Origin of the sequence: Pseudomonas wayambapalatensis, assembly GCF_049942315.1 — a bacterium.
GTDB classification, from domain to species: domain Bacteria; phylum Pseudomonadota; class Gammaproteobacteria; order Pseudomonadales; family Pseudomonadaceae; genus Aquipseudomonas; species Aquipseudomonas wayambapalatensis.
Window position 1 is genome coordinate 1 of sequence record NZ_JBNFMU010000206.1, and the last position, 22,711, is coordinate 22,711.

The following is a 22,711-nucleotide window of genomic DNA, read 5'->3' on the forward strand; positions in this document are numbered from 1 at the left end:
TAGGGGCAACTGTCTTTTTCAAAATCTAAAGGCCAGCCCAATCCTTGTAGGAGCAACTGTCTTGTTCAAAATCTAAAGGCCAACCCAATCCCTGTGGGAGCGGGCTTGTCCCGCGAACACGGGCGCAGCCCGTGTTCGCGGGACAAGCCCGCTCCCACAGGGATTGGGCTGGCCTTTAGATTTTGAACAAGACAGTTGCTCCTACAAGGATTGGGCTGGCCTTTAGATTTTGAAAAAGACAGTTGCCCCTACGCGAACCCGAACAGCCCCCGCGCCGTGTCCACCAACAGCGACCGACGCAGCGCAGGCGAGCAGCCCAGTGCATCGAACTGCTCGACCACCGCCGTAAAGCTCATCACCGACTCATGCTGGGTATGCGGCCAGTCGCTGCCCCACATCAACCGGTCCGCGCCATAGTGCGCCTCCAGGGCGCACAGCGCCTGGCGGGCGAAGTCCAGGTTCTGCTCGGGCGAGCCACCCAGCCGATAGATCCCCGACACCTTCACCCACACCTTGCCCTGCCCGCCCAGGGTCAGCAGCTCGGCAAACCCCGGCTGCCCCAACCCCAGGCGTGCATCCGGCCTGCCGAAGTGATCGATCACGATATCCACACCATATGGCTGCAAGGCACGCACCAGTGCCGGTATATCGGCTACCTGCCGATGCAGTTCGACATGCCAGCCCAGATCGCCGATGAGCTCCAGCAGTGACCGCCAACCGGCGTCGCGCAGATCAGGCAAGGCCTGCCCCATCAGGTTCAGGCGCACGCCGCGTACCCCGAGGCGCGCCATCTGCTCAAGGGTGTCGCGCGCAATGCCAGGATCGAGCATCACCACCCCACGCAATTGCCTGGGCGCAGTTTGCAACGCCGCCAGCAGGTAGCTGTTGTCGGTGCCGAGAAAGCTCGGCTGCACCAATACGCCATGACTGAAACCGTGCCCGGCCAGCTGGGCCAGGTAGTCGCCCAGCGGCGCATCGTAGGTGGGTGCGTAACGGCGCTCTGCTGCCAGGTTCAGCCCACGGCTGAACACGTGGGCGTGGCTGTCGATCGCAGTGAATGGGGAAACAGGGGTTTGGGGCATGATGCTCATTCGGGACGATTGAAGGTTACTTGGCGACCGCACCCGCAACCTGCGGCGAGGCAGGGGCCTCGAGGTTGCGACCGCGGGTTTCCGGCAGGCACAGTGCGGCGATCACTGCCACGCCGTAGGCGATGCCGGCATCGATGCCGATGGCTGCCCCCAGCGACATGGATTCGCTCATGTGACCGACCAGGAACGGGAACACGGCCGACAGCACCCGGCCGAAGTTGTAGCAGAAGCCCACCCCGGCACCGCGCACGTCAGCCGGGTACAGTTCGTTGAAGAACGCCCCCAGACTCGCGGGGATACCGGCGGCGAAGAAGCCCAGCGGGAAGCCGAGGAACAGCATCTGCGTATTGCTCAGCGGGAAGAACACGTAGGCCTGCACCGTCAGCACGCAGCACAGGGCGAACAGCAGGATGTTCTTGCGCCGACCAATACGATCGATGAGCAGGCCACTGACCACGCAACCACACCAGAAGGCGAAGATGATCACCGCCAGGTAGCCGCCGGAGTTGAGCACCGAGAGGTTGCGCTCGGTCTTGAGGAAGGTCGGCAGCCAGGTCATCACCGCGTGGTAACCACCATGGGCACCCAAACCCAGCAGCCCGCCCAGCAGGGTCACGCGCAGCAGTTCAGGACGGAAGATGCCGGCCATGGACTTGGTGAAGCTGACGGGAATGGTGTTTTCCTTCTGCAGGCGCCGGAAGCTGTCCGGCTCGGATACGTTGCGCCGCACCCAGATGATCAGCAGCGACGGCAGCAGGCCGACGAAGAACATCACCCGCCAGGCGAACTCCTGCGGCACCAGCGAATAGATCAGCGCAAACAGCCCCACCGCCAGGCCCCAGCCCACGGCCCAGGCGCTCTGTACGGTGCCCATGACCTTGCCGCGGTATTTCGGGTTGATGGTCTCGGCCATCAGCACCGCGCCTGCGGCCCACTCGCCACCAATGCCGAAGCCTTGCATGGCCTTGACGAACAGCAGCGGGTAGAAGCCGGTGACGAAGGCCGACAGGAAGGTGAAGAAGGAGAACCAGAGGATCATCCACTGCAGGGTGCGCACCCGGCCGTAACGGTCGGACAACGTACCGCCAAGCCAGCCACCGATCGCCGAGGTGACCAGCGTCAGACCACTGATCAGCCCAGCATCGCCCTTGGTCAGGGAAAACGCGGCGATCAGCGCCGGGATGGCCAGGCCGAACATCTGCACTTCAAGGGCATCGAGCGACCAGCCACCAAAGCAGGCCCAGAACGTCTTGCGTTCGCGCGAGGTGATTTCGCGGTACCAACTGAACATGATTTCTTATCCTTCTATGTCGTGTGTGCGAGGTCAGAGAGCGGCCGGACGCACGCCGGCCGGGCAGGCAGAACCACGGCACCGTGCTGGCACGGCGCCGGACGTCACAACGGGGCGTGAAGCGCCCGGTCAGCGAATATCGATGCGGTAGCGGAAGTGCTCGGCATGGCCGCGCGAACGGCGCCATTCCAACGGTTTGCCGGCGTAGTCACGGGCCAGACGCTCGATCACCACCACCGGACTGCCCTCCGGCATCTGCAGCAGGCGCGCGTGAACGGCATCGACCGACTCGGCCGTGAGGGTCTCCTCGGCATAGGCCACCACCTGGCCGCACAGCTCTTCGTAGATCGGGTAGAGCAGCGGGCCCTTGCGGTCCAGCTCGACCTCAAGCAGTGGCTGGAACGTCTGGCGCGGCAGCCAGATTTCCTCGGCCAGTACCGGCTTGGCACCGAGTAGACGCAGGCGCACGATGTGAATGACTTCGGCTTCCGGCGCCAAGCCCAGGACACTGGCAACCGCCGAGGGCGCCGGGACTGGCTCGATGGACAGGATGCGACTCTCGGGAACGGCACGCTCGCCGTTGGCCGACTCGAAACGGAAGAAGCGGAACAGCGAGGAATGGAACTGCGGCCGACGAATGAAGGTGCCGCGGCCTTGCTGGCGCTCCAGCACGCCCTCGGTCACCAGCACATCGACGGCCTTGCGCACGGTGCCGACCGACATGTCGAACTCACTGGCAAGGGCCGCTTCGGTGGGAATGGCCTCACCAGGGCGCCAGCGGTTATTGGCGATCTGCTCGACCATATGGTCGCGCAGTTGTTGATAGCGGGGCAGACGCGCATCACCGGGCAAAGTGTTCATGGAGGCCTGTCTCTGGTCTTGTTATATAAACATATATATGAATTTTTCCGAGAGTATTCCTGCTGCCCTGAACGCTGTCAATCCTCCGCCTATCGGCTTGAACGATCACCCGCTAAAAGATCCACGCACTCAACGATTGGCGATACAGGGCGAGACGAACAGCTCGCCACGCCAGGCGCCCTTGAGCGTGCGGCTCGCCACCACCAGCCAGAGCACCGCCAGCATCGCTACCAGCACTTGCCCGAACACGGTGAAGAAACCCAGGCCCAGCCAGGCCGACAGCTTCAGGGTGGCGAGGCTGTAGACCCCCAGCGGGAAGGTGAAACCCCACCACCCCAGGTTGAACGGCATGCCCTGGCGCATGTAGCGCAGGGTGATCAGTACTGCGGTCAGCAGCCACCACAGGCCAGCGCCCCACAACACCATCCCGGCCACCAGTCCCAACCCGCGTGCCACTTCACCCAGGTTGCCCAGGCCATTGGCCGCGAACACTGCGGGCGCATCGCCGCCCAGCAGCAGCATGCCCAGCGCCCCGGTGCCGATCGGGCCCAGCGCCAGCCAGCTGGATGCGGCCATGTTGGCCGGCGGCAGCTTGTGCAGCGCCATGCGCAGCATGAGGATGGTCAGGATGCTGAACGCCACCGGCAGCGACACCGCCCACAGCACGTAGCTGGTCACCACCACCAGGAACTGCGCATGGACATCCGCCAGGTGCGGCGCCAGCAGGCCACCACTGGCCGCCGCCACCTCGGCCGCTACCACCGGCAGCAACCACACTGCAGTCATCTGGTCGATGCTGTGCTCCTGGCGGGTGAACATCAGATAAGGGATTGCCACGCCACACAGCAGTGCCAGCGCCACGTCCAGCCACCAGAGCGCCTCGACCCAAGGCAGCACGCCGTCGCCCCAGCGCTCGAGGCCAAACACCAGCGCGCCATTGAGGATGGTCGCCAGACCCATGGGGATGGTGCCGAAGAACATCGAGACCGTGGAGTGGGCGAAGATCCGCCGCGCCTCGTCGAAGAACAGCAACCAGCGCGCGCCGTACAGCACGCAGAACAGGATGAACAGGCCAATGGTCAGCCACCAGAGCCCTTCTGCCACGCCATGCAGCGCCGGTATCTGCAACTGCCGCAAGGCCAGCGCGAGGACACCGGTGCCCATGGTCGCGGCAAACCAGTTCGGGGTGAACTGACGGATCACTTCCAGCGGGCGGGCCAACTGGTGGAAGGGCCGCAAGGACGCAGCGCGAGTCTGTGGGCAGGTCATGGCAAGATTCCTCGTGTAAGGTGGAATCATCTTATGCCCGCAAAGAATATCCATATAACGGTTATTTTCTCTATCTGTTATCTATTATGCAGATATAGCGCAAGCCAGAGCCGGTGGCTTATGCTTGCTGCCTGCGACAATTCCAACAACAAGGACGTGGCAATGCTCGCCGCACTGAAACGCTATCCCTCCGCTGTCCGCGTGCTGCTGCTCACCACCTTCGTGCTGACCCTGGCGCGCGCGATCACCCTGCCCTATCTGGTCGTCTATCTGTCGGACAGCTTCCAGTTGTCGGTCAGCCATATCGGCCTGCTGATCGGCGGGGCACTGATCGTCGCCTCGTTGCTGAGCCTGTATGGCGGTCATCTGGTCGACACGCTGCGCAACCATACGGTGATCATCGTCGCAACCCTGGTGTTCACGCTGTCGTTCGCCGTCGCCATGTTCAGCCCCTCGGTGGCGCTGTTCTTCCTGTGCCTGGTGCTGATCAACCTCGCCCTGGCGGTGGTCGACATCGCCAGCAAGGCCGGATTCTGCGCCCTGCTGCCGGTGGAGGAACGCGCCGAGGTGTTCGCCATCAAGTACACCCTCAGCAACATCGGCTATGCCGTCGGCCCGTTGCTGGGAGTGGCGCTGATCGAGCTCGATGGCCATCTGCCGTTCCTGGTCTCGGCGCTGATCGGCCTGCTCATGTGCTTGGTCTACCAGCGTCTGGGCGATCGCCAACTGCGCCCCAGCGAGCCGCAACGACCCGGTGCCGGCTTCGTTCAGGTCGCCATGGGGCTGGCGCGGGACCGGCGCCTGGTGTGCTTCACCCTGGGCGGGGTGCTCAGCGCGGTGGTGTTCGGCCAGTTCACGGCCTACCTGTCGCAATTCCTGGTGGTGACCGCCAGCCCTGCCGAAGCGGCGCGGCTGGTCGGGGTGCTGGTGACGACCAACGCGGTGACGGTGATCGCCCTGCAATACTTGATCGGCCGACGCATCAGCCGCCAGCACCTGATGCCTTGGTTGATGGCTGGCATGGCGCTGTTCATCGCCGGGCTGGTGGGTTTCTCTTTGGCCGGCTCGGTGCTGGCCTGGTGCCTGGCCATGCTGGTGTTCACCCTCGGCGAGATCATCGTGATTCCCGCCGAGTACATGTTCATCGACCTGATCGCGCCGGAGCATCTGCGCGGCGTCTACTATGGCGCACAGAACCTCTCCAACCTCGGCGCGGCGCTGGGGCCTGTGCTGGTCGGGTTTGCCCTGGGCTATGTGGTGCCGGTGGCGGTGTTCTACCTGCTGGTGCTGTCGGTGGTGCTGGCGGCGTTGTTCTATTGGCTGGGGACGCGAGGGGCAAAGGCTTAGAGCGGCGCTGGCCGTTTCGCGGGCAAGCCCGCTCCCACAGGGGCCCCTGCGACCACCTGCCACTGCGACCATCGTCTGCGCTGACGAACCCGCGCCCGCGTGCCAGACTGATTGATCGGGACCGCGTTTTCCTTTTTGCTCCGGAGTTTGCATGTCGTTGTCCAGCGGGCTGATCGCCGTGGTCGCCCTGGCCTATATGGCCATCATGTTCGCCATCGCCTTCTACGGCGACCGTCGCAGCACGCCGTTGCCGCCGCGCCTGCGCGCCTGGGTGTACAGCCTGTCGCTGGCGGTGTACTGCACCAGCTGGACGTTCTTCGGTGCCGTCGGCCAGGCGGCCGAGCAGCTCTGGGCGTTCCTGCCCATCTACCTGGGCCCGGTGCTGTTGCTGATCTTCGCACCCTGGGTGCTGCAGAAGATGGTGCTGATCAGCAAGCAGCAGAACATCACCTCGATCGCCGACTTCATTGCCGCCCGCTACGGCAAGTCGCAGACGCTCGCGGTGGTGGTGGCCCTGATCTGCCTGGTCGGCGTGCTGCCTTACATCGCCCTGCAGCTCAAGGGCATCGTGCTTGGCGTCAACCTGCTGATCGGCGCCACCCCCGACGCCACCGGCACCCGGGTGCAGGACACCGCACTGGTGGTGTCGCTGGTGCTGGCGCTGTTCGCCATCGTCTTCGGCACGCGCAGCCTGGATGTCACCGAGCACCATCGCGGCATGGTGCTGGCCATCGCCTTCGAGTCACTGATCAAACTGCTGGCGTTTCTTGCCGTCGGCGCCTTCGTGGTCTTCAACCTGTACGACGGTTTCGACGACCTGTTCAGCCAGGCGCGCCAGTCGATCCATCTGGAAAACTACTGGCAGGAGACCATCAACTGGCCATCAATGGTGGTGCAGACTGCCGTGGCGATGATGGCGATCATTTGCTTGCCACGGCAGTTCCACGTCACCGTGGTGGAAAACATCGAGCCCCAGGACATGCGCCTGGCGCGCTGGGTGTTCCCGCTGTACCTGGTGCTGGCCGCACTGTTCGTGGTGCCGATCGCCCTGGCTGGGCAGATGCTGCTGCCGGGCACGGTGATTTCCGACTCCTTCGTCATCAGCCTGCCGCTGGCCGAGGCTCACCCGAGCCTGGCCCTGCTCGCCTTCATCGGCGGCGCTTCGGCCGCTACCGGCATGGTGATCGTCGAGGCAGTGGCGCTGTCGACCATGGTCTCCAACGACATGCTGCTGCCCTGGCTGCTGCGACGCACCAACGCCGAACGCCCGTTCGAGGCCTTCCGCCACTGGATGCTCTCGGTGCGCCGGGTGACCATCGTGGTCATCCTGCTGCTGGCCTACGTCAGCTATCGCCTGCTCGGCTCCACCGCGAGCCTTGCGACCATCGGCCAGATCGCCTTCGCCGCGGTCACCCAGCTGACCCCGGCGATGCTCGGCGCCCTGTACTGGAAGCAGGCCAACCGCCGTGGCGTGTTCGCTGGCCTCGCCGCAGGCATCTTCCTGTGGTTCTACACCCTGGTGCTGCCGATCGCCGCCCATAGCCTGGGTTGGTCGCTGCAGTTGTTCCCCGGCCTTGCCTGGCTGCACGGCAACCCGCTGGACCTGCCGATCACCCCGCTGACGCAAGGGGTGGTGCTGTCGCTGGCGGGCAACTTCATGCTCTTTGCCTGGGTCTCGATCCTCTCGCGCACCCGGGTTTCCGAGCACTGGCAGGCCGGGCGTTTCATCGGCCAGCAAACCAGCGCTCGCCCCAGCAGCCGCACCCTGCTGGCGGTGCAGATCGACGATCTGCTCAACCTCGCCGCGCGCTTCGTTGGCGAGGAGCGCGCACGGCAGAGCTTCATCCGCTTCGCCTACCGCCAGGGCAAGGGCTTCAACCCCAACCAGAACGCCGACGGCGACTGGATCGAACACACCGAGCGCCTGCTTGCCGGCGTGCTCGGCACCTCCTCCACCCGTGCGGTGGTCAAGGCGGCCATCGAAGGCCGCGACATGCAGCTCGAAGACGTCGTGCGCATCGCCGACGAAGCCAGCGAGGTGCTGCAGTTCAACCGCGCCCTGCTGCAGGGCGCCATCGAGAACATCAACCAGGGCATCAGTGTGGTTGACCAGAACCTGCACCTGGTGGCGTGGAATCGTCGTTACCTGGAGCTGTTCAACTACCCCGACGGGCTGATCAGTGTCGGCCGACCGATCGCCGACATCATCCGCTACAACGCCGAGCGCGGCCTGTGCGGCCCGGGCGAGGCGCAGGTGCACGTGGCCAGGCGCCTGCACTGGATGCGCCAGGGCCGGGCTCACACCTCCGAACGGCTGTTCCCCAACGGGCGGGTGATCGAACTGATCGGCAACCCCATGCCCGGCGGGGGCTTCGTCATGAGCTTTACCGACATCACCCCGTTCCGCGAAGCCGAGCAGGCGCTCAAGGATGCCAACGAGGGGCTGGAGCAACGCGTGGCCGAACGCACCCACGAGCTGTCGCAACTGAACCAGGCGTTGTCGGAAGCCAAGAGCCATGCCGAGGCCGTCAGCCAGTCCAAGACCCGCTTCCTCGCCGCCGTCAGCCACGACCTGATGCAACCGCTGAATGCCGCGCGGCTGTTCTCCGCCGCCCTGTCGCAACAAGCCGAGGGCCTGAGTGAGGAGGCCCAGCAACTGGTGCAGCACATGGACAGCTCGCTGCGCTCGGCCGAGGAGCTGATCAGCGACCTGCTGGACATCTCGCGCCTGGAGAACGGCAAGGTCACCCCCGACATCAAGCCCTTCGCGCTCAACGAACTGTTCGACACCCTGGGCGCCGAGTTCAAGGTACTGGCGGCCGAGAAAGGCCTGGAATTCCGCTTGCGCGGCAGCCGACTGCAAGTCGCCAGCGACATGAAACTGTTGCGCCGGGTGCTGCAGAACTTCCTCACCAATGCCCTGCGCTACGGCAAGAGCCCGATCCTGCTGGGCGCTCGGCGTGAAGGCGAGCACCTTTGGCTGGAGGTCTGGGACCGCGGTCCGGGCATCGCCGACGACAAACTGCAGGTGATCTTCCAGGAGTTCAAACGCCTGGACAGCCATCAGACCCGCGCCGAAAAAGGCCTGGGCCTGGGCCTGGCAATCGCCGATGGTCTGTGCCGGGTGCTCGGGCATCGCCTGGAAGTGCGCTCATGGCCAGGCAAGGGCAGCGTGTTCCGGGTCAGCGTGCCGATCGCCAGGCATCCGGTGGCAGCGCCCGCAGCGCCAGTGGAACCGGGCGGGCAGCCGCTCGCCGGGCTGCAGGTCCTGTGCGTGGACAACGAAGACAGCATCCTGATCGGCATGAACAGCTTGCTCGGGCGCTGGGGCTGCCAGGTCTGGACCGCACGCAATCAGGCCGAGTGCGAGGCGCTGCTATTGAAGGGCATGCGCCCGCACCTGGCGCTGGTGGACTACCACCTGGACGATGGCGAAACCGGCATCGGCCTGATGGTCTGGCTACGCACGCGCCTGGGCGAACCCGTCCCTGGCGTGGTGATCAGTGCCGACGGGCGCAACGAAACCATCGCCCAGGTGCATGCCGCCGGGCTGGACTACCTGGCCAAGCCGGTCAAGCCCGCCGCCCTGCGCGCCTTGCTCAATCGGCATCTGAGCCTGGTTCAGTAAGCGTTGCATCGGCCAGCGCCTCATCCGACAGCGCCCGCTCCAGCAGGTCGGCCGGCAAGCTCTTGCTGGCGCGCGCGCCCAGCAGCTTGAGCTGCTCGCTGCGGCTGATCAGGTTGCCCCGCCCTTCGCACAGTTTGTTGCGCGCTGCGGCGTAGGCCTTGTCGACCTGCTGCAGGCGCGCACCGAGCTCGTCCAAGTCCTGGATGAACAGCACGAACTTGTCGTAAAGCCAACCCGCACGCTCGGCGATCTCGCGGGCGTTTTGGCCCTGACGCTCCTGCTTCCACAAGCTGTCGATGACCCGCAGGGTCGCGAGCAAGGTGGTGGGGCTGACAATGACGATCTGTCGGTCGAAGGCTTCCTGGAACAGGCCCGGCTCGGCTTGCAGCGCTGCCGAGAAGGCCGCTTCGATGGGCACGAACAGCAATACGAAATCCAGGCTGTGCAAGCCATCCAGCCGACTGTAATCCTTGCTGGAGAGGCCTTTGACGTGGCTGCGCAACGACTGCACGTGCTGTTTGAGCGCCGCCTCGTCGTTGCCGGAGACGAACTGCTGGTAGGCGGTGAGGCTGACCTTGGCATCGACCACCACCTGCTTGTCTCCCGGCAACATGATCAGCACATCGGGCTGGAAACGCTCGCCATCGGCGCTCTTCAGGCTGACCTGGGTCTGGTATTCGCGGCCTTTCTCAAGGCCCGCATGCTCCAGTACCCGCTCGAGAATCAACTCGCCCCAATTGCCCTGGGTCTTCTGGCCCTTGAGCGCCTGGGTGAGATTGGTGGCCTCATCAGACAGACGCAGGTTGAGTTGCTGCAGGCGCTCAAGCTCCTTGCCCAGCGAGAAGCGCTCGCGGGCCTCCTGCTGATAGCTTTCTTCCACGCGCTTTTCGAAGGCCTGGATGCGCTCCTTGAGCGGATCGAGCAATTGCCCCAGGTGCTGTTGGCTGGTCTGGGCGAAGCGCTGCTCGCGCTCGTCGAAAATCTTGGTGGCCATCTCGGCGAACTGGGCACGCAGGGTATCGCGGGCTTCCTGCAAGTCGTCCAGGCGCTGGGCGTGGCTTTCCTGCTGCTCGCGCAGTTCGGCGTCCAGGCGTGCGGCCTGGGCCTCCAGGCGACGCAGTTCGGCTTCGCGGGTGGCGCGCTCCAGGTTCCAGGCATGGGCAGCATCGCGGGCGTTGTCGCGATCGATCTGCAACAGTTCCAGTTCGCGGTTCTGCGCGGCGAGCGTCGCCTGTTTGTGGCTGTTGGCTTCGCTGAGGTCGCTGATCTCGTCGCGACTGGCCTCGAGCTGCGCCTGCAGGCCGGCCTGGGCCAACTGCGCGGCACTCAGGCGTTCCTGCATCAGGCCGGTTTCGGCCTGGCGGGCAGCGAGCCGACGCTGGACCTGCAACACCCACCCCAGACATGGCACCGCGGCAGCCACGATGCCCAATAGAATACTGGCCAGGTCCACTGCCATGCTTGCTCCGGTCAACGCTTAGATTGTGCGCAGCTTACAGGTTTTTTGCCGGTGCTATCGCAGCGAAGGCAGCAGCCCAAGCAGCCGCCGCGCCTCCTGCGAACCCTGCCCTGCCGCCAGCTCCAGCCAGTACCGCGCTTGCTCGGGGTCCTGCGCCTGGCACAACCGGCCATATTCGAGCTGAGCCCGGCTATCGCCTGCGCGGGCGGCCTGGCGCAGCAGCTCGTGGCCGATACGCCGATCCCGCGCAGTGCCGCAGTCACGGCAGAGCATCTGCCCCAGGCGACTCTGCGCCACCACCACGCCTTGCCGGGCGGGTTGTTTGAGCATACGCCCCGCAAGGTGCTTGACGCTGGGCTTGTCGCCCAGGCGCGGGTTGTCGAGCAGCCACAGGGCCACTTTCAGGGAAAAGCGCTTGGGGGAAACCAATGGCGCAACGGCGGGGGATCCAGCGGGGGATTTACCACGAAAATTCATGACAACAGCGATGGTGATTCGAAAGGCGCGCCACTCTACTCCTTTTTTTCGACAAAGGCCCGGTGCAACCTTGGGGCGTGGGAAAAAAATATTTCATGGTTCTTTTCTTGACGTTTTCACCCCAGAGAAAGGTCGTGGGTATTTTCCTCGGCGCAGTGTCGGACGCTTCTGAAAACAGCTGGCACGCCCGTCCTAGAGCAAGCCCTAGGGACAATCCACAGAACCTGTGGATAACTCGGTGGACAACCCCCCCTTGGCGCCCGCAAACCCCTGTGGAATGGGGCTTACAGTCAAACTGACGATTTTTTCACCAGCCAAAATAAGTGTTTTTTTTCATTGACTTAAGGGCTCAGTCAAGTCATTGGCGGAGTCCGGGGAGCTTGTTGCAGAACGGTTACAAGTCATACTCCAAGTGTGCACAAGTGCACCAACGAAGTGCCCGGGCTTGCACCACGAAGAAAAAACCGCGCCATTTCACGGCATCGCGCCCTCTTCACAGAAGCCCCGCGAACAGAGATAATGATCGGCTTCGCTGAAGAAAAATCAAAAAGGGCTTGCCATTCGGCAATCCTTCCAGTAGTGTGGCCTTCGTTAGTACCAAGCTGAAAGTCAATTCTGGCCACAATGTCCTTGCGAATTGCCACCCTCCCCGGGTAGCACCGCTGAAACCAGGACCGGCCCACTCGATGATTCCCTCGACGGCAACAGCCGCTCCAGCACGAATCACCTAATGACAGATTGATCGGGATCTTCACCCAGCGGCCTAGAACCTGGTCCGTGGGATGCTGCCCGCCTTCCGAAGTACCTACCAGTCAGCCCGGCGCCTTACTTGTGCTTGCGCTACCTCTGGCTGCTCTGTTCCGGTCAGGTTTTTCGCCTCCCTTAATAAAGGCGTCACCGGAACGTTTCTATTGTGCACGGATCGAAACCCGTGTCTTGAGCAGGAAATCTAAAAAAATGACTAATCACCATCAGATCCAGCGCGCCTTCGGCACGCTTTCTCAGGCCTTCGCCCCACTGAAGTGCCTCATCGTTGCCCCTCGCAAGGGCAGCTTCAGCTTCACCCTGGTCGACGAACACGGCGTGGCCTGTCACACCGAGCGCCTGTATCCAGAGCACTACACCCGTGCAGAGCCGCTGCAGGCGGTAATCGATCGCACCCGCCAGTCGCTGGTCGCATGAATGAATGGGTGAGGATTCACCCCATGAATGAGCGACCCTGATCGCTGCCCGAAACGCTCTTTGCTTAATTGCCACAAGGCATATAGCGCAGGCGCTGCGGCAGCAATCGATTTAAAAACAGCCCTTTACACCATGATTATCACACTACACTTCAACTCGAGCGGTGCGAGCCGCTTCCGGCGGGCCTGATCATCCATTAGCTGCCAAGCTCCAGCGCCCGTCGGCCCCTGACAGTTCGAGGGCATCATGGGTATCGCTGCGAACGAGTTGAGCCAATATGTGATCCGCCCCACGCTGATCTACCTGGATCGCCACAGCGCGAGCGCCGAAGCCTTGCTGTTGGGGGTCGCCGCCAGCCAGTCCAGCCTTGGAGCGGCCCTGCACGACCGTCGCGGTCACGGCCTGTACAGGATCGGCGAGACGCGCCATCAGACCCTCTGGGACGACTACCTGGCCCGCGACCCCGAGCTGGCAAGCCTGGTACGCGGGCTTGCCAGCCAGCATGCCTTCCTTGGCGGCCCGCACCTGGAGCTGACGGTCAACCTGCGCTATGCCACCGCCATTGCCTGGATGCTCATCGAAGAACAGGCCACCCCTCTACCCGCCGCCGACGATCTTCTGGGCCTGGCGCGAATCTGGCGACAGACATTCCACCCCCAGGGACGCCTGCGTGATTTCACCCAAGCCTGGCACTGCTGGGTAAATCCGATAATGTCCCAGGCATCTTAAGAACTGTCCTACGCACAAACCGGAAAAAAGGGAATTTTGGTCGGATTGTCCTACAAAACCGCTCTATCTCCGCCGATACAGGCTATGGCGTAGTGCGTGATTTGTTGGTAGCTTTTCGCCCCGGAGATCCCAAGGAGTTCTAATAATGAAAACAGTCATGCTCAAAACCTCTCTCGGCGTCGCGATCGCGCTCGCTTCCAGCCAACTGTTCGCCAGCGGCTTCGCCCTCAACGAACAAAGCGTCAGTGGCATGGGGACAGGTTTTGCGGGTCGTTCTTCCTCTGCCGACGATGCCAGCACCATTTACGGAAACCCTGCCGGCATGTCGCGCCTCAAGCGCGAACAGATCACCGTAGGCGGCGCAGCCGTCATCGCCAAGACCGACATTTCCGGCCGCGGCAGCAACCTGGGCGGGAAAATGGACGGTGACATGGTGCCGTTCGTGGGCGTGCCCATGGGCTACTACGTCAAGCCAATCGATGATCACTGGAGCCTGGGCTTCGGCGTCTACGTGCCCTTCGGCCTGGTCACCGACTACGGCAGCAACCACGCGGCGCGCTACTGGGGCAAGAAAAGCCACGTCGAAGTGGTCACCTTCCAGCCGACCGTCAGCTACGCCTTCAACGACAAGGTGTCGATCGGTTTCGGCCCGACCATCAACCGCATCAAGGGCGAGCTGGGTTCGAGCACCATCAACCCGCGCTCCCCTGGCCGCAACGATGGCGAAGTGAAGATCAAGGGCGATGACACCGCCGTGGGCTACAACATCGGTATCCTCGTCCAGGCCACCGACCGTACCCGCCTCGGCCTGACCTACCACTCGATGGTCGACTACAAGCTCGAAGGCAAGACCAAGATCAACAACGCGTTGATCGGCCCGTTCAGCGGCAGCAAGTTCGACGCCGACCTGAAGATCAAGACGCCCGAGTCGGTAGACTTCTCGGTCACCCACGAACTCGACGACCAGTGGACCCTGTACGCAGGCAGCACCTGGACCCGTTGGAGCCGCCTGAAAGACATCACCGTCACCAACGACGTCCCTGCCCCGCTGGCCGGCCAGTTCGGCACCATCAGCGAAGAGCAGAACTGGCACGACACCTGGGCTCACGCCATCGGTGCCTCGTACAAGGTGAACAAGGAGTGGACCCTGCGTACCGGTTTCACCGTCGACCAGTCGCCGACCAACAACCACGACCGCTCTCCGCGCATCCCTACTGGCGATCGCAAGATCTTCAGCCTGGGTGCCGGCTACAGCCCGACCGACGACGTGACCATCGACGTGGCCTACTCCTACCTGTGGGAAGAGGACACCAAGGTGAATCTGGCCAGCGCCACCAAAGGCACTTACCAGGCCAAGTACGAGAACAGCGCTCACGGTATCGGAGCTTCGCTCACCTACCGCTTCTGAGTGGGTTCGACCTGCATGAAAAAACCGCCCTCGTGGCGGTTTTTTCATGCCTGCACGCGCCAGCTCTCCCCAAGGCTCGCCTGCAGATACTCCATGAACACGCGCACCTTGGCGGTCATGGCAAAGCGATCAGCCACGCACAGAAACACGTCCATCGGTTCGGTCTGCGCATACGCCTCACCGGGCTGGGCAGAGTCGAACAACGGCACCAACTGACCGCTGTCCAGGTGCGGGCGCACAAGGAACTCGGCCAGGCGCGTCACCCCACCATCGTTGAGCGCCATTTCCGCCAGGGCCTCGATGTCATCGCTGATCAGCACGCGTCCGAACTCTGCCTCGAAGCGCATACCGTCCCGCACGAATCCCCAGCGCAGCAGACGCCCATCGACGGGGTAACGCAGCACCAGGCAGCGGTGATCCCGCAACGCCTCGGGCGTGGTCGGCCGACCGGCCTGGGCCAGGTAGCCGGGCGAGGCGCAGCAGACGAACGGGATACGGGCGATATGCCGGGCCAGCAAGTGGTCTTCCAACTGCGGAGTGATACGCAGGCTGACATCGACATCTTCGCGGGCATGATTGACGCGACGATCACTCGCAACCATTTCTATCGAAAGCAGCGGATAGCGTGCACTGAAAGCAGGAATCAGTGGCGCCAGGATACGGCGCCCGAACGCCGATGTGGCGGCAATGCACAAGCGCCCTTGCGGTTCGGTATCGGGCGTGGTGACCGCTTGCTCGGCCAGGATCAGGTCGCGCTCCACATGCTTGACCCGGCTGTAATACTGGCTGCCAGCGGGCGTGAGGGCCATGCTGCGGGTGCTGCGCGACAGCAGGCGGACCTGCAGGTGCGCTTCCAGGCGTGCCAGGTTCTGGCTGACCGCTGCCGCACTCAGGCCCAGTGCGCGCGCCGCACCGGCAATGCTGCCGGCCTCGACGACCTTGATGAAACTGCGGATGGCGTTGAGCAGATCCATGGCGGGCTCTGGGGATTCGTAAGAATCTCTTTATAAAGAACTCAGCGCGACGGGTCTACAGCGCACAGGAGGCCATTGTTAACCTGCGCTTCTCATGTTCAACCAAGAGGCGCCCTCATGACTCCTTTGTCCCAGCCCCGCCGTCGCAAGCTCCGCGCCAGTGCCACACCCTATGTCTTCGCCTTCTACATGTCGGCGATCATGGCGATGCTGATGTGCTTCGTGATCACCGCTGCCACGGCCGGCATCGACCAGGACTACTTGCGCAAAGTACTTCAGGCCTATCAGTTGGCGATGCCGGTGGCGTTCGTCTGCGTGCTGATGGTGCGGCCCGTGGTGATGCGCCTGGTGGCAATCACCGTGCACCCGCACTGATCGCCCATCAACAGAAAGCGCTGCATCAAGGCTGCGACGCAATGGCCTTCTCGATGGCCGCCCGGAACGCCGGATCATCCGGCTTGGTCAGGCTGGAGAAATTGCCGATCACCTTGCCTCGCCGGTCCACCACGTACTTGTAGAAATTCCACTTGGGCGCACTGCTCTGCCTTGCCAGCTCGACGAACAGCGGGATCGCATCCTTGCCACGCACCGGCTGGGTCTTGGTCATGGTGAAGGTGACGCCGTAGTTGGCGTAGCAGACCTTGGCGGTCTTCTCGCTGTCGGCATCTTCCTGCTTGAAATCGTTGGAGGGGACGCCGAGCATTTCCAGCCCCTGCTCGTGGTACTCCTTGTAGGTAGCCTCCAGGCCCTCGAACTGCGGCGCGAAGCCGCAGTAACTGGCGGTATTGATCACCACCAACGGTTTACCGGCGTAGCGCTGGCACAGCTCGACCTGCCCTTTGCCACGTAGCTCCGGCAGGCTGCCCTGCAGCAGCGCCGGGCAGTCGGCCGCCCAAGTGGAAGCAGTGGCGGTCAGGGCCAGCAAAGGTAGCGCGAACCAACGAGTGAGCATGTTCTTGTTCTCCTGCAAGACAATTCCTTGCCTTGCAGGGTAGCGCTTAACAAACACCCATGCCCAGTTGCATCAACGCCAACCCGCCCTGATGCCAGCCCCACCAGGCGAGCGCCAGCACCAGCAGCGCACCCGCCACCAGCAGCCCGCGCAGCCAGGAGCGGTTCATGCCGCCGTGGCCTGCAGGCGCGCAACCGGGCGTTCGCGCACCGGCCAGTTGAGGGCCGCCGCCAGCAGGCTGAGCAGGATGGAGATCTGCCAGACCAGGTCATAGCTGCCCGTGCGGTCATAGACCACCCCGCCCAGCCAGCCACCGAGGAAGGCGCCGAGCTGATGGAACAGGAACACGATCCCCCCCAGCATCGACAGGTTGCGCACACCGAACAGGGTCGCCACCGTGCCATTGGTCAGCGGCACCGTCGACAACCACAACAGGCCCATGGCAATGCCGAACAGGTAGGCGCTGAATTCGGTCACCGGTGCCCACAGGAACAGCACGATCACCACCGCCCGCAGCAGATACAGGCTGGTCAGCAGACGCGGCTTGGACATGCGCCCGCCCAGCCAGCCGGCGGTGTAGGTGCCGACAATGTTGAACAACCCGACCAGTGCCAGCACCGTGGTACCGATGGTCGCCGGCAAGTGCTGGTCGACCAGATAGGCCGGCAGGTGCACACCGATGAACACCACCTGGAAACCGCAGACGAAAAAGCCCAGTGCCAGCAGCCAGAAACCGGAATGCGAGCACGCCTCGCGCAGTGCCTGGCCCAGCGTCTGCTCGCCGCCCTGGCTGGGCAGTGGCCGATCGCGCAGCAGCCCGACGAAAGGCACGATCAGCGCCACCATCAAACCCAGTACCAGCAGCGCTGCCGACCAGCCCAGCCACTGGATCAGCCCAAGCGTACCCGGCAGCATGGCGAACTGGCCGAACGATCCCGCCGCGCTGGCAATCCCCATGGCCATGCTGCGTTTTTCCGGCGGCACCGCGCGGCCAACCACGCCGAGGATCACCGAGAACGAGGTACCGGACAGCCCGATACCGATCAGCAAGCCAGCACTCAGCGACAACGACCAGATCGAATCGGCCATGCCCATCAGTACCAGGCCGGCAGCGTAGAGAATGCCGCCAATGATCACCACCCGCGCCGCGCCCAGGCGATCGGCCAGCGCGCCGGCGAACGGCTGGGCCAATCCCCAGATCAGGTTCTGCAGGGCAATCGCGAAGGCGAAGACTTCACGCCCCCAGCCAAAATCGGCGCTCATGGGGGCCAGGAACAGGCCGAAGCCATGCCGCACACCCAGCGACAGCGCCAGGATCAGCGCCGCCCCGAGCAGCACCCAGCCACTGGTTCGCCAAATGGAAGTCATTGTTGTTGTCTCCTAACCATCGCAAGGTTTGTGCGGGTATATACCCGCTTTATATGGCACATTTCAGGCCAAACGCTCCAACAAGCGAACCAGTTCATCGCGCTGCTCCTCGCCCAGATGCTCGACCAACTGTAGCTGAGCCTGCTCCCAGGCAGGATGTGCGGCAGCCAGGCACGCCTTGCCTGCCTCGGTCAGGCACACCAGGCGATTGCGCTGGTCGCTGCCCTCGCCAAGCGCCACCAACCCATCGGCCTCCAGCACCCGCAGGTTGCGACCCAAGGTGCTGCGGTCCAGGCCCATGGCCTCGGCCAGGCTGGTGATACTCGGCTGGTCGAGCCGCTGCAGATGACGCAACAAGGAAAACTGCGCGACATTGATACCGAAGCCCGCCAGGGCCTCGTCGTAATGTCGGCTCACCCCGCGGGCGGCACGACGCAGGTGGGTGCAGATGCATTCACTGGTCAACATGAAAGCGTGTATATACCCGCACCCAGGGATGTTGCAAGAAGTTTCTCGATTCGCTCATGGCTGCAAACGCCGACGAATCGGTTCGAATGCCTCACCGGCCTTACGCTCGAGCGGATCGGGCGCGCCCTCGTCGATAGCCTTCCAGTAGCGCCACGGCACCTTGCCGCTGCCCAGTTCGTAGTCCATGCCATCCCAGCTGTCCTCGCGAAAACTGTAGAAGGCCCAGTGCAGCCGCTCATGCACGAGCACATCCAGAATGTCCTCCAGGTAGCGATGACAGCCCGGCAGACGGCGCATACAGCCGAACTCGCCGACCACCAGGCGTGAACGCGGGACCCGCATGGCCTCGGCCCATTGCAGCGGAAGTTGCAGGTACTGTGCTACCCGCGCCGCATCCCAGTGCTCGTCACGCCCCGCGAAAGGCACCCTGCCCGGGTATTCGAACGGCCGCTTGCGCGCCATGTTCGGCGCACTGGTGGCAGCGTAGGGTTCGTACATGTGCACGCTGTAGAGCACACGCGCATCTGCCAGCGGCCTTGGCCAATAGCCGAAAGCATCGGCCGCGGCATACCAGCCGGCATCGACCATCACCGGGGTCTTGTCGTCCACTGCCCGGATCGCTGCCAGCAGCTTGGCAGACAGTGCCGGCAGATCACGCGGCCCGCCCTGCTGCCGCGCATACCAGGCTTTCATCTGCTCCTGCGAGGCATGCTCCGGCAGACCACCCTGCTTTTCCGGGGCGGGCTCATTGACCAGGTTATAGGCTGCGACAGCGGGATGGCCTTTCAATGCCTGCGCCAGGTCCCGCCAGAAGGCCGCGGACTGGACCCAGTAGCGCTTGTCCTGCCACAGCCGATCATCGAAATGCCCCTGATTGTTCTGCGACCAGCGCATGCCCGGCAGCGAAAGCGGTGCGATGACCACTTTCAGGCCTGCACGCTGAGCGCGATCCAGCACCTGTTTCAGTGTGTCCAGATCTGTCTGGACAAGCTCTGTATAGTTGTCGGCGTCGCCCAACAGGAAATCCCTGCCGGCCGGCTTCCATTTGTCGTACGAAAGCCGCACCCAGGTCGCACCGTAGGCTTGCAGGGCGTCGAAGTAAGCTTGCTCGGGCGGCAGGCGGTTGAAACTGTTACCACCGTGGCGCGGTGTGCCCCAGAAATCGATCAGATCAGCTGCTGGAGCCGTTAGCGGCACCAGTAACAACAGGCCGACAAGCAGACGGTAGAGCATCGGAGATTACCCCAGGGCACGGAAGGAAGCCGAGCGTAACCCTGCAAACACTGGGAAATTTCCACAATGATTGAAGGCAGATTCCGAATTTGCCCGGGTATCAATACAAAAGTGCCAGCCCCAATACCACCGTCAACTCCAGCAGTTCCAGCAGTGCACCTGCAGTGTCACCGGTGGTCCCGCCCAACCGGCGGCACATCTGCCGCCGCAAGAACGCAAAGACCAGCGCTGCCACTAGAAGCAGCCACAGCCCCAGCCAGCCACCCAGCACCAGACAGCCCAGCGCACTGCCCAGCAGCACCCAGCCTGCCGCACGCCTGGGCAGGTGTTCGGCCAGTGCCGAGCCCAGCCCCCCCGCACGCACATAAGGTGTGCAGAGGAACAAACCGAGCATCGCAGCCCGCCCGACCACTGGCGCCAGAACCAACCAGGCACCCGCGCCACGCTCGACCAGCACCCACAAGGCGCAGAACTTCAACAGCAGCACCAGCACCAGGGTGACCACGGCAATCGGGCCACTGCGCGGGTCTTTCATGATCTGCAAGGTGCGCTCGCGGTCGCCGAAGCCACCCAGCCAGGCATCGGCACTGTCGGCCAGGCCATCCAGGTGCAGGGCGCCACTGAGCAGCACCCACAAGGTCAGCAGCAATGCCGCCTGCAACGGTGCCGCTGCCCCCAGCAGCAGCGCGCTGGCAGCCCACAGCAACAGGCCGAACAGTAACCCGACGGCGGGGTAGAACAGCAGCGAGCGGCCCATCTGCCGCGGCTCCGGCATGCCCGGCAGGCTTACCGGTAGGCTGCTGAGAAACTGCAGGGCAATCCAGAACGGCAGCATCAGGCTACCTCACGCAACTGGCCGTCAGCCTGCAGCGCCAGACGTACCAACGCACCGTGCCCCACCTCGACCTGCAGCAACTGCTCACGCGGCAGGCCACGGGCACGCGCCAGCAACAAGCGCATGACACCGCCGTGGGTCACCAGCAGCACGCGCTTGCCCGAGTGTTGCCGGGCCAGGGTTTCGATCGCGGCCAGCACGCGCTCGGCGAAGTCGGCAACCGGCTCGCCTGCAGGCGGCGTGAAGGCGTAAGGGTCAGCCCAGAACAGCCCCAAGGCGTCAGCTTCGGTCTGCATGATCTGCGCCGCGCTGCGTCCTTCCCACTCGCCAAAGTGCAGCTCGCGTACACCCGCTTCGAGCTGCACCGGCAGTTGGAGACCTGCGCCCAGCTCGTCGGCGAAACGTGCACAACGCTGCAAGGGCGAACTGACCAGCACGTCCCAGGGCCCACCCTTCTCGACAGCCGCACGCATCTGCGCCCAGCCCTGCGCGGTCAGGGCGTCGTCCAGGCTGCCGCGCAGGCCGCCGCCCAGTTCGGTCTCACCATGGCGCAGCAGATCGAGGATCATGCCGGGCGATCCGCGACCGCCGCTTCGGCGAAGGTCGCCATCTGCCCGTGCAGCGCGCAGGCCAGACGCATCAAAGGAACCGCCAGCGCAGCACCGCTGCCCTCGCCCAGGCGCAGCCCGAGGGCCAGCAGCGGTTCTGCCTGCAGCGCCTCGAGCAAGGCCCGATGCCCAGGCTCGGCGCCTTGGTGGGCGAACAGCAGCCACTGGCGGCACTGCGGATTGAGGCGCACGGCAACCAAGGCCGCCACGCTGCAGATGAAGCCGTCGACCAGCACCGCTATCCCTTCCTGCGCGCAGGCCAGGTACGCCCCCGCCAGCGCGGCGATCTCGAAACCACCGACGCAGGCCAATGCCCGCAACGGGTCGCCGTCCTGCAGGCCGTGCAATGTCAGGGCACGCTCGATCACCTCGGCCTTGTGCCGTACCCCGGCACTGTCGAGCCCGGTACCCGGGCCGCTCAGGGCATTGGCCGGGCACCCGAGCAACGCACTGGCCAGGGCCGCCGCTGCCGTGGTGTTGCCAATGCCCATCTCGCCACCGATGAACAACTGCGCGCCCTGCTCTGCTGCACGCAAGGCACTGTCGCGCCCGGCCGCTAGCGCGCCGCACAGTTGCGCCTCGGTCATCGCTGGCTGGCGGGCGAAGTTGGCAGTACCGGTACCCAGGCGCAGGTGATGCACGCCCGGCAGTTGTAGTTCGGGGTCGATGGTCCCCAGGTCGACCACGTCCAGCGTCGCCTCCAGTTGACGCGCCAGCACGCTGATCGCCGCGCCACCGCCGACGAAATTGCGCAACATCTGGCCAGTCACTGCCTGGGGATAGGCGGAGATACCCTCCTCCACCACGCCATGGTCACCGGCAAACAGGCCGATTGCCACGCGCTCGAGGTTCGGACGCTCACGACCTTGCAGGCCGGCCAGGGTAATCGCCAGGGCTTCCAGCTGGCCCAGCGATCCGGCGGGTTTGGTCAGTTGCTGCTGACGGCTGCGCGCCTGCTCCATGGCGTCGTTGTCGAGGGGTTGGCAGGCATCGAGCCACCAGGTGGTATTCATAGAGCAGGTCCTTTGAGCATGAGAGGAAGGCCGGCAACCGTGAGAACCACGCGCTCACAGCGTTCGGCCACGGCCTGGTGCAGCCAGCCGGCCAGGTCGACGTAACGACGGGTCAGCTCGCCCATGGGCACCACGCCCAGGCCGGTTTCGTTGCTGACCAGGATCAGCGTGCCCGGCAGGCTACCCAGGCAGTCGAGCAGCGCGTCACGCTCCTCGGCCAGGCGTTGCTCGTCGTCGAGCATCAGCAGATTGGTCAACCAAAGGGTCAGGCAATCCACCAGCAGGCAGCGCCCTTGGTCGGCTTCGGCACGCAGCACGCGGGCCAAGGCCAGAGGCTCTTCGATCAGCCCCCAGTCAGAAGGCCGACGCTCGCGGTGCAGGCGCACGCGTTCATTCATCTCGCCGTCCAGCGGCTCGCTGGTGGCGATGTAGGTGACCGGTAAACCACTGGCCGCAGCCAGTTGCTCGGCCAGGCGGCTCTTGCCCGAGCGGGCACCACCGAGGATCAGGTTGCGCAT

22 protein-coding genes are annotated in these 22,711 nt (G+C 64.0%); 6 read left to right on the forward strand and 16 right to left on the reverse strand.

Going from position 1 to position 22,711, the window contains the following annotated elements:
• Nucleotides 1–248 precede the first annotated feature (248 nt).
• From ACPZMI_RS17310 to ACPZMI_RS17325, 4 genes are all read right to left on the reverse strand, one after another.
• On the reverse strand, nucleotides 249–1,091 hold the full coding sequence (locus ACPZMI_RS17310) for an amidohydrolase family protein (RefSeq protein WP_426352717.1): 843 nt from the start codon (nucleotides 1,089–1,091) through the stop codon (nucleotides 249–251).
• Between the two features lie 16 nt (nucleotides 1,092–1,107).
• Complete coding sequence (locus tag ACPZMI_RS17315; RefSeq protein ID WP_426352718.1) at nucleotides 1,108–2,382, reverse strand: MFS transporter; 1,275 nt, start codon at nucleotides 2,380–2,382, stop codon at nucleotides 1,108–1,110.
• A 129-nt stretch (nucleotides 2,383–2,511) separates the two neighbouring features.
• Nucleotides 2,512–3,243 (reverse strand): GntR family transcriptional regulator, encoded by a 732-nt coding sequence (locus ACPZMI_RS17320; RefSeq protein WP_426352719.1) that lies wholly within the window; start codon nucleotides 3,241–3,243, stop codon nucleotides 2,512–2,514.
• 129 nt (nucleotides 3,244–3,372) lie between these two features.
• Entirely contained in the window at nucleotides 3,373–4,512 is a 1,140-nt protein-coding gene (locus tag ACPZMI_RS17325) for a TDT family transporter (protein ID WP_186711372.1), read from the reverse strand.
• A gap of 162 nt (nucleotides 4,513–4,674) precedes the next feature.
• On the opposite strand from ACPZMI_RS17325, the gene ACPZMI_RS17330 reads away from it, so the two are divergent.
• Nucleotides 4,675–5,859, forward strand: a complete 1,185-nt coding sequence (locus ACPZMI_RS17330) for an MFS transporter (RefSeq protein ID WP_426352720.1) — start codon at nucleotides 4,675–4,677, stop codon at nucleotides 5,857–5,859.
• A 151-nt stretch (nucleotides 5,860–6,010) separates the two neighbouring features.
• Nucleotides 6,011–9,487 (forward strand): hybrid sensor histidine kinase/response regulator, encoded by a 3,477-nt coding sequence (locus tag ACPZMI_RS17335; RefSeq protein ID WP_186711370.1) that lies wholly within the window; start codon nucleotides 6,011–6,013, stop codon nucleotides 9,485–9,487.
• Here ACPZMI_RS17335 and ACPZMI_RS17340 read toward each other — a convergent pair.
• Both ACPZMI_RS17340 and ACPZMI_RS17345 read right to left on the reverse strand, forming a co-directional pair.
• Complete coding sequence (locus ACPZMI_RS17340; protein ID WP_186667339.1) at nucleotides 9,459–10,832, reverse strand: DNA recombination protein RmuC; 1,374 nt, start codon at nucleotides 10,830–10,832, stop codon at nucleotides 9,459–9,461. The genes ACPZMI_RS17335 and ACPZMI_RS17340 overlap by 29 nt on opposite strands.
• Before the next feature lie 168 nt (nucleotides 10,833–11,000).
• A complete protein-coding gene (locus tag ACPZMI_RS17345; protein ID WP_186667126.1) occupies nucleotides 11,001–11,423 on the reverse strand; it encodes a tetratricopeptide repeat protein in 423 nt (140 codons plus the stop codon).
• Nucleotides 11,424–12,380: 957 nt separating this feature from the next.
• Between ACPZMI_RS17345 and ACPZMI_RS17350 the strand changes: the two genes are divergently transcribed.
• The 3 genes from ACPZMI_RS17350 (at nucleotide 12,381) to ACPZMI_RS17360 (ending at nucleotide 14,742) form a co-directional block, all read left to right on the forward strand.
• Nucleotides 12,381–12,605, forward strand: coding sequence for a hypothetical protein (locus tag ACPZMI_RS17350; RefSeq protein ID WP_186667127.1), 225 nt, complete (start codon nucleotides 12,381–12,383; stop codon nucleotides 12,603–12,605).
• Between the two features lie 246 nt (nucleotides 12,606–12,851).
• A complete protein-coding gene (locus tag ACPZMI_RS17355) occupies nucleotides 12,852–13,334 on the forward strand; it encodes a hypothetical protein (protein WP_065862201.1) in 483 nt (160 codons plus the stop codon).
• Between the two features lie 145 nt (nucleotides 13,335–13,479).
• Nucleotides 13,480–14,742, forward strand: coding sequence for an OmpP1/FadL family transporter (locus tag ACPZMI_RS17360; RefSeq protein ID WP_063545839.1), 1,263 nt, complete (start codon nucleotides 13,480–13,482; stop codon nucleotides 14,740–14,742).
• A 44-nt stretch (nucleotides 14,743–14,786) separates the two neighbouring features.
• Here ACPZMI_RS17360 and ACPZMI_RS17365 read toward each other — a convergent pair whose 3' ends face one another.
• Nucleotides 14,787–15,716 carry a LysR family transcriptional regulator gene (locus ACPZMI_RS17365; RefSeq protein ID WP_186711543.1) on the reverse strand — a complete coding sequence of 310 codons (930 nt, stop codon included), beginning with the start codon at nucleotides 15,714–15,716 and terminating at the stop codon, nucleotides 14,787–14,789.
• Nucleotides 15,717–15,833: 117 nt separating this feature from the next.
• Between ACPZMI_RS17365 and ACPZMI_RS17370 the strand changes: the two genes are divergently transcribed.
• Nucleotides 15,834–16,091, forward strand: a complete 258-nt coding sequence (locus ACPZMI_RS17370; RefSeq protein WP_065862204.1) for a DUF2798 domain-containing protein — start codon at nucleotides 15,834–15,836, stop codon at nucleotides 16,089–16,091.
• A gap of 25 nt (nucleotides 16,092–16,116) precedes the next feature.
• On the opposite strand, the gene ACPZMI_RS17375 is transcribed toward ACPZMI_RS17370, so the two are convergent.
• From ACPZMI_RS17375 to cobU, 9 genes are all read right to left on the reverse strand, one after another.
• On the reverse strand, nucleotides 16,117–16,668 hold the full coding sequence (locus tag ACPZMI_RS17375; protein ID WP_288377408.1) for a glutathione peroxidase: 552 nt from the start codon (nucleotides 16,666–16,668) through the stop codon (nucleotides 16,117–16,119).
• 46 nt (nucleotides 16,669–16,714) lie between these two features.
• Nucleotides 16,715–16,837 carry a hypothetical protein gene (locus tag ACPZMI_RS17380; RefSeq protein WP_256673900.1) on the reverse strand — a complete coding sequence of 41 codons (123 nt, stop codon included), beginning with the start codon at nucleotides 16,835–16,837 and terminating at the stop codon, nucleotides 16,715–16,717.
• A complete protein-coding gene (locus ACPZMI_RS17385) occupies nucleotides 16,834–18,036 on the reverse strand; it encodes an MFS transporter (RefSeq protein WP_426352721.1) in 1,203 nt (400 codons plus the stop codon). The genes ACPZMI_RS17380 and ACPZMI_RS17385 overlap by 4 nt, the downstream gene beginning before the upstream one ends.
• A 63-nt stretch (nucleotides 18,037–18,099) precedes the next feature.
• Nucleotides 18,100–18,504 carry a MarR family winged helix-turn-helix transcriptional regulator gene (locus tag ACPZMI_RS17390; protein WP_186711541.1) on the reverse strand — a complete coding sequence of 135 codons (405 nt, stop codon included), beginning with the start codon at nucleotides 18,502–18,504 and terminating at the stop codon, nucleotides 18,100–18,102.
• 54 nt (nucleotides 18,505–18,558) lie between these two features.
• On the reverse strand, nucleotides 18,559–19,671 hold the full coding sequence (locus tag ACPZMI_RS17395) for a glycoside hydrolase family 5 protein (RefSeq protein ID WP_426352730.1): 1,113 nt from the start codon (nucleotides 19,669–19,671) through the stop codon (nucleotides 18,559–18,561).
• Between the two features lie 166 nt (nucleotides 19,672–19,837).
• Nucleotides 19,838–20,572: an adenosylcobinamide-GDP ribazoletransferase gene (locus ACPZMI_RS17400; protein ID WP_186718983.1), complete on the reverse strand. Its 735-nt coding sequence runs from the start codon at nucleotides 20,570–20,572 to the stop codon at nucleotides 19,838–19,840.
• Complete coding sequence (gene cobC / locus ACPZMI_RS17405; RefSeq protein ID WP_186667135.1) at nucleotides 20,572–21,141, reverse strand: alpha-ribazole phosphatase family protein; 570 nt, start codon at nucleotides 21,139–21,141, stop codon at nucleotides 20,572–20,574. Before cobC ends, ACPZMI_RS17400 begins: the two co-directional genes overlap by 1 nt.
• The gene (gene cobT, locus ACPZMI_RS17410; RefSeq protein WP_426352722.1) at nucleotides 21,138–22,193 is read right to left on the reverse strand and encodes a nicotinate-nucleotide--dimethylbenzimidazole phosphoribosyltransferase; all 1,056 of its coding nucleotides are present in this window, start codon (nucleotides 22,191–22,193) and stop codon (nucleotides 21,138–21,140) included. The genes cobC and cobT overlap by 4 nt, the downstream gene beginning before the upstream one ends.
• A complete protein-coding gene (cobU, locus tag ACPZMI_RS17415; protein WP_288377417.1) occupies nucleotides 22,190–22,711 on the reverse strand; it encodes a bifunctional adenosylcobinamide kinase/adenosylcobinamide-phosphate guanylyltransferase in 522 nt (173 codons plus the stop codon). The genes cobT and cobU overlap by 4 nt, the downstream gene beginning before the upstream one ends.